The organism is Micromonospora sp. D75, assembly GCF_018070405.1.
In the GTDB taxonomy this organism is placed as follows: Bacteria; Actinomycetota; Actinomycetes; order Mycobacteriales; family Micromonosporaceae; genus Micromonospora; species Micromonospora chalcea.
The window spans coordinates 1-5894 of the sequence record NZ_JAGPXV010000366.1 but is presented as its reverse complement, the minus strand read 5'-3'; the positions used below and the strand labels follow the sequence as shown (position 1 = coordinate 5894).

7 protein-coding genes are annotated in these 5894 nt (G+C 74.9%); 3 read left to right on the top strand and 4 right to left on the bottom strand.

The window, feature by feature from the left end; genetic code table 11:
- Positions 1–60: 60 nt before the first annotated feature.
- Complete coding sequence (locus tag KBX39_RS20545; RefSeq protein WP_030504258.1) at positions 61–465, bottom strand: thioesterase family protein; 405 nt, start codon at positions 463–465, stop codon at positions 61–63.
- 114 nt (positions 466–579) lie between these two features.
- Between KBX39_RS20545 and KBX39_RS20540 the strand changes: the two genes are divergently transcribed.
- Complete coding sequence (locus KBX39_RS20540) at positions 580–1635, top strand: phosphatase PAP2 family protein (RefSeq protein ID WP_210872018.1); 1056 nt, start codon at positions 580–582, stop codon at positions 1633–1635.
- Between the two features lie 13 nt (positions 1636–1648).
- Here KBX39_RS20540 and KBX39_RS20535 read toward each other — a convergent pair whose 3' ends face one another.
- The 3 genes from KBX39_RS20535 to KBX39_RS20525 form a co-directional block, all read right to left on the bottom strand.
- Complete coding sequence (locus KBX39_RS20535) at positions 1649–2950, bottom strand: PH domain-containing protein (protein ID WP_113972710.1); 1302 nt, start codon at positions 2948–2950, stop codon at positions 1649–1651.
- 302 nt (positions 2951–3252) lie between these two features.
- The gene (locus KBX39_RS20530) at positions 3253–3780 is read right to left on the bottom strand and encodes a PH domain-containing protein (protein WP_064445350.1); all 528 of its coding nucleotides are present in this window, start codon (positions 3778–3780) and stop codon (positions 3253–3255) included.
- A gap of 73 nt (positions 3781–3853) precedes the next feature.
- Positions 3854–4063 (bottom strand): hypothetical protein, encoded by a 210-nt coding sequence (locus tag KBX39_RS20525; protein ID WP_069087711.1) that lies wholly within the window; start codon positions 4061–4063, stop codon positions 3854–3856.
- 253 nt (positions 4064–4316) lie between these two features.
- Between KBX39_RS20525 and KBX39_RS20520 the strand changes: the two genes are divergently transcribed.
- Together KBX39_RS20520 and KBX39_RS20515 are read left to right on the top strand one after the other, a co-directional pair.
- The gene (locus KBX39_RS20520) at positions 4317–5420 is read left to right on the top strand and encodes a MoxR family ATPase (RefSeq protein ID WP_210872016.1); all 1104 of its coding nucleotides are present in this window, start codon (positions 4317–4319) and stop codon (positions 5418–5420) included.
- The coding region (locus tag KBX39_RS20515; protein WP_210872013.1) for a DUF58 domain-containing protein at positions 5399–5894 on the top strand (496 nt) is incomplete at its 3' end. The genes KBX39_RS20520 and KBX39_RS20515, both read left to right, overlap by 22 nt.

Sequence of the window (5894 nt, the reverse complement as noted above, 5' to 3'; positions counted from 1 at the left end):
CCGCCAGCAGCGGCTCACGTCGCACGTGCACACCGGGGGCGACCTCGGTGAAGCCGGCGGTCATGACGGGCCGAGGGCCCGCTCGACGAAGCGCTGCCGGTCGACCAGCGCCCGCTCGACCCGGCCCTGCGCCGCCACTGTCGGACCGTCGGTGACAGTCACCTCGAAGACGAGCCGCTTCCCGTCGACCTTCACCAGCTCGGCGTGGGCGGCCACGGTACGCCCGACCGGGGTGGCCGCGCGGTGCTCCAGCTCCACCCGTACGCCGACGGTGGTCGACCCGGACGGCATCCGGGTCGCGGTGGCGGCCACCGTCGCCGCCTCGGCCAGCGCCAGCACGCGCGGGGTGCCGAGCACCGGCACGTCCCCGGAGCCCACCGCCTGCGCGGTGTCGGCGTCGGTCACTGTCAGCTCGACGCGGGCGGTCAGGCCCGGCGTGAAGGGCGACTCCGGCTGCTCCTGCATGCGGCCGAGCCTAGTGCAGATGAACGGGGGCCGTCCGGCGTCCGAGCCGCCGCGCCCGTGTCGTCCCCGCCCGCCCGCAGGCCCGCCCGTCGCCCGCCGTTAACCTTGTCCGCGATGGCCGAGCAGACACAATCTCCGACCCCCGCCCCCGACGCGACCACCGAGTCGCCCGACGGCGGGCGCCGCCGTGTGATCGCGATGACCATCTGGGGCGTCGCCTTCGTGGCGGGCTGGCTCGTCATCGGCCTGCCCACCGACCCGGCGTACGCGTTCCTGTGGATCTGGGCCGGCACCATCGCCTGGAACTCGGCCCGCCCGTGGCGCAGCCACCTGCGCTTCGCCCGGGACTGGATCCCGGTGGTGCTGCTGCTCGCCGCGTACAACCTGTCCCGGGGCTTCGCCGACAACGGCGCCACCCCGCACGCGATGGAGCTGATCGTCGCCGACCGGTTCCTCACCGGCTGGCTCACCGGCGGTGAGGTGCCGACGATCTGGCTGCAGGAGCGCCTGTACGACCCGTCCGAGGTGCGCTGGTGGGACGTGCTGGTGAGCTGGATCTACTTCTCGCACTTCGTGGCGACGTTCGCCGCCGCGGCCGTGCTGTGGATGCGCAACCGGCGGCGCTGGATCGCGTACATGTCCCGCTGGGGCTTCCTGTGCGCGGCCGGCCTGGTCACCTACTTCGCCTACCCGGCCGCGCCGCCGTGGTGGGCGGCGCAGAACGGCCTGCTTACCGAGGTCGCGCGGATCTCCACCCGGGGGTGGAAGGAGATCGGCATGCACGGCGCGGGCAACCTGCTCAACGCCGGGCAGATCGCCTCCAACCCGGTGGCCGCGATGCCGTCGCTGCACACCGCGTTCGCGCTGTTCGTGGTGCTGTTCTTCATGCGGTCGGTGCGCAAGCGCTGGTGGCCGCTGATGCTGGCGTATCCGCTGGCCATGACGTTCACGCTGATGTACAGCGGCGAGCACTACCTGATCGACGTGCTGGTCGGCTGGGCGTACGTGGGCATGACGTTCCTGGTGGTCGGCCTGGCCGAGCGCTGGTGGGCGGCGCGGCGGGCCTGGCGTGCCGGTGAGCCCGCCGGCGCGGCCGGCGTGCCGCAGCCCGCCACCGCGGCCGACACCCCCGCCGACGACCGGGACGCGGTGCCGGCCGAGCGACGCTAGCCCCGCTGGCGGGTCAGCGGCGGTGGTCGGCCCGACGCGCGGCCCGCGACCGCTCGGTCAGCTCCGCGGCCAGCTCCCAGGCGTCGGCCAGGTCCCGGTCGACCGCCGCCGCCCCGGCCCCGCCCGCGGTGTCCGCGTGCACGGTGGCCAGCCGCAGCAACCGCTGCGCCGGCCCCTGCGTGACGCGCACGCTCTGGATCCGGGCGTACGGCACCAGCGTCAGCTGGCGGGTCAGCAGCCCGGACCGGGCCACGAACACCCGCTCGTCGAGGCCGGCGCCGACCACCTTGCGGCTCAGCGGGCGCAGCCAGCGGGCCCGGGACGGGGGCGGCGTGCCGGGCAGCTCGTCCAGCCGCACGCCGGGCAGCACCTCCGCCACCACCATCGCGCCGGTGCCGGCGTCGCCGACCGGCAGCAGCCGGTCCGGGCGGTTGCGGTCGTCCGGCTCGCCGGCCGAGTAGCCGGCCACCTCCAGCCGCAGCCGCAGCCAGCCCTTCATCCGCCAGAGCAGCGGCCAGGTCGCCCGCACGGTCTGCACCCGGTGCAGTGGCACCGTCTGCACCCGCGTCTCCAGCAGCCCGTTGTGCACACGCAGCGTGCCGTCGTCCCGGTCGAGCCGGAAACTCCAGTCGTCGAGCACCCGCCGGACCGGTTGCAGCACCACACCCGCCATCGCGGTGAGCGTGCTCGCCACCGCGATGAACGACCACGAGCCCTCGGAGAGGAACTGGGCGCCCACGAACACCACGCCGACCGGCAGCAGGAACGCCTGCGGCGTGAGCAACTGGCTGACCAGCAGGTCCTGGTTGCGGACGACGTGCAGCCGGCGGCCGGCCGGCGCGGACGCGACAGGCGTACCCGGGGCGGCCGGCACGCCCGGCTCGGCCACGGCGGACGGGGCCCGGCCGGCGACAGCGAGCAGCCGCTGCCGCAGCGCGGTGGCCTCGGCCACGCTGAGGTAGGCCAGCGGCGCCTCGGTCTTGCCCCCGCCGACCACCTCGAGCCGCAGCTCGGCCAGGCCGGTGAGCTGGGCCAGCAGCGGCCGGACCACCTCCACCGCCTGCAACCGCTCCAGCGGGATGGCGCGCGTGCGCCGCCACAGCAGGCCCTCGTACACGCGCAGCTCCCGGCCCACCAGGTGGTAACCGGTGTTCCACCAGCTCACCACGGACAGCACGGTGGCCCCGAGTACGAAGACCGTGACCAGCAGGGCGAACCAGCCGAACCCGACCCGCGACAGCGTCGACCAGGACAGACCGGCGATCACGACGACGAGTGACTTCGCGCCGTGCAGCGCGGGGCTCAGCGGATGCAGCCGCTGCCGCGGTTCCTCACCGTCGGACGAGGGCGCGGCGGCCGGACCCCAGGGTCCCGGGTACGGCGGAGCGAGCGCGGGCCACGGCCCGGGCGTCGCGTCGGCTGCCGTCCCGTATCCGGGCGGGGGCCCGTAACCGGGTGGTGGCGCGTATCCGGGCGGCGGTCCGTAGCCGGGCGGCGCGGCGGGCGGGCCGTAACCCGGCCCGGGCGGCTGTTCCGGACCGACCGGCGGTGGGGGACCGGGCGCCGCCCCGGGCCGGTCGTCGTGGGGCCGCGGCGCGCCGGGATCGCTCCGGTCGCTCACAGGCCCTCCGCCCGGTCCTCGCCCAGCGCGGTGAGCCGGTCGCGCAGCCGGGACGCCTCGGCCGGACGCAGCCCCGGCACCCGGGCGTCGCTGGCGGCCGCCGCCGTGTGCAACTGCACAGTGGCGAGGTCGAAGGCGCGCTCCAGCGGACCGGCGCTCACGTCGACGAACTGCATCCGGGAGTACGGCACGATGGAGAGCCGCCGCACCAGCAGGCCGTGCCGCACCAGCAGGTCGTCGTCGCGCTCGGCGTACCCCCAGGCGCGGACCGCGCGCACGATGGTGATCGCCCGCCAGACGCCGATCAGCAGGGCCACGCCGACGGCGGCGCCGAGCAGCCAGTGCCCGGACAGCGCCCAGGCCACGCCGAGCACCACGAGCGCCACCGCCAGCCCGATGCCGAGCCGGATCAGCTCCACCCAGATCAGGTCGCGGGAGATCGGCCGCCAGTCGACGGTGTCCGGCCAGGGCTCCAGCGCGCTGCGCGACGCGGGCGGGAGGCCGGTGTGGCCGTCACCGCTCACCGGGAGGACCTGCCGTGCTCGCCGCCGGTACGGGCTCGGGTCGTCTGCTCGCTCACGCTTCGAGCGTAGGCGATCAGGGAAGCGGGACCACCTCGCGGAGGAAGCCGCGTGCGTCGAGGAAGTCCCCGAGGGAGTCCCGGTGCGCCGGGCAGGCGAGCCAGGTCTTGCGCCGGTCGGGCGCGTGCAGGCGGGGGTTGTGCCAGCGGAGCTGGTAGGCGGCGGGAGCACGACACCCCCGCGCCGAGCAGATCAGCTCGTCTTCGGGGGCGTTGGGAGTCGTCACCGGGGCGAGTCTAGGCGTCGCACGCCGGGAGTTTTAGCGCCGGGCGGCCACGGGGGGAGCCGCCCGGCGACGGGGTGAATCGTACACACTGCGGACCCCTTTTTGTCCACCCGTGTTCAGCGTTTTCGTGCGGCGGTACGGCGTGGCCGGACGGCGCGGCGAAAATCGTGCCTCTCCCACCCTCGGCTCTCAGCGAGGCATGACAGTCTTGATACGCACCACGCCGCGACGACGACCCTGCTGTGGAGGACCGGTGGCCCAGCCGACCACACCCGACGTGCCGAACCCGACCGAGGCGCCGCCGGACGCCCCGCCCCCGGCGGCCACCACCCCGGCGCAGGATGCCACGCTGCTGGAGCGGGCGCTGTTCGAGACCAAGCGGGTGATCGTCGGCCAGGACCGGATGGTCGAGCGGATGTTCGTCGCGCTGCTGGCCCGGGGGCACTGCCTGCTGGAGGGCGTACCGGGCGTGGCCAAGACGCTCGCCGTGGAGACGCTGGCCCGGGTCGTCGGCGGATCGTTCGCCCGGGTCCAGTTCACGCCGGACCTGGTGCCCGCCGACATCATGGGCACCCGGATCTACCGGCAGTCCAGCGAGAAGTTCGACGTCGAGCTGGGTCCGGTCTTCGTCAACTTCCTGCTCGCCGACGAGATCAACCGCGCGCCGGCCAAGGTGCAGTCGGCGCTGCTGGAGGTGATGAGCGAGCGGCAGGTCTCCATCGGTGGCGAGAGTCACCGGGTGCCGGACCCGTTCCTGGTGATGGCCACCCAGAACCCGATCGAGCAGGAGGGCGTCTACCCGCTGCCGGAGGCGCAGCGGGACCGCTTCCTCATGAAGATCGTCGTGGGCTACCCGACCGACGCCGAGGAACGCGAGATCGTCTACCGGATGGGCGTCGCCCCGCCGGAGCCGGCCCGGGTGTTCGACACCCCCGACCTGATCGCTCTGCAGCGCAAGGCCGACCAGGTCTTCGTGCACAACGCGCTCGTCGACTACGCGGTCCGGCTGGTGCTCGCCACCCGGGCGCCGGCCGAGCACGGCATGCCCGACGTCGCCCAGCTCATCCAGTACGGCGCGAGCCCGCGCGCCTCGCTCGGCCTGGTCCGGGCCACCCGCGCGCTGGCGCTGCTGCGCGGGCGCGACTACGCGCTGCCGCAGGACGTGCAGGACATCGCGCCGGACATCCTGCGGCACCGGCTGGTGCTCAGCTACGACGCGCTCGCCGACGACGTGCCGGCCGACCACATCGTGCACCGGGTGATGTCGACCATCCCGCTGCCCGCTGTCGCGCCCCGTCAGCAGGCCGCGCCGCAGCCGGCGGTGCCGCACAACGGATGGCCCGGGCAGCGGCCGTGACCCCGCCCACCCGGCTCGCCACCGGCGACCGCTCCGGAGCCGTGCTGGCCCGGCTCCAGCTCATGGTCACCCGCAAGCTGGACGGGCTGCTCCAGGGCGACTACGCCGGGCTGCTGCCCGGCCCGGGCAGCGAGGCGGGGGAGTCCCGGGAGTACCGGCCCGGCGACGACGTGCGCCGGATGGACTGGCCGGTCACCGCCCGCACCACCATGCCGCACGTGCGGCGTACGGTCGCCGACCGCGAACTGGAGACCTGGCTGGCTGTCGACATGTCGGCCAGCCTGGACTTCGGCACCGGGCGGTGGCTCAAGCGGGACGTGGCGGTCGCCGCCGTCGCCGCGCTGGCCCACCTCACCGTGCGCGGCGGCAACCGGATCGGCGCCGTCGTCGGCACCGGCGGGGCCGGTGGGCCGGGCACGCTGCTGCGGCTGCCCGCCCGCGCCGGCCGCAAGGAGGCCCAGGGGCTGCTGCGGG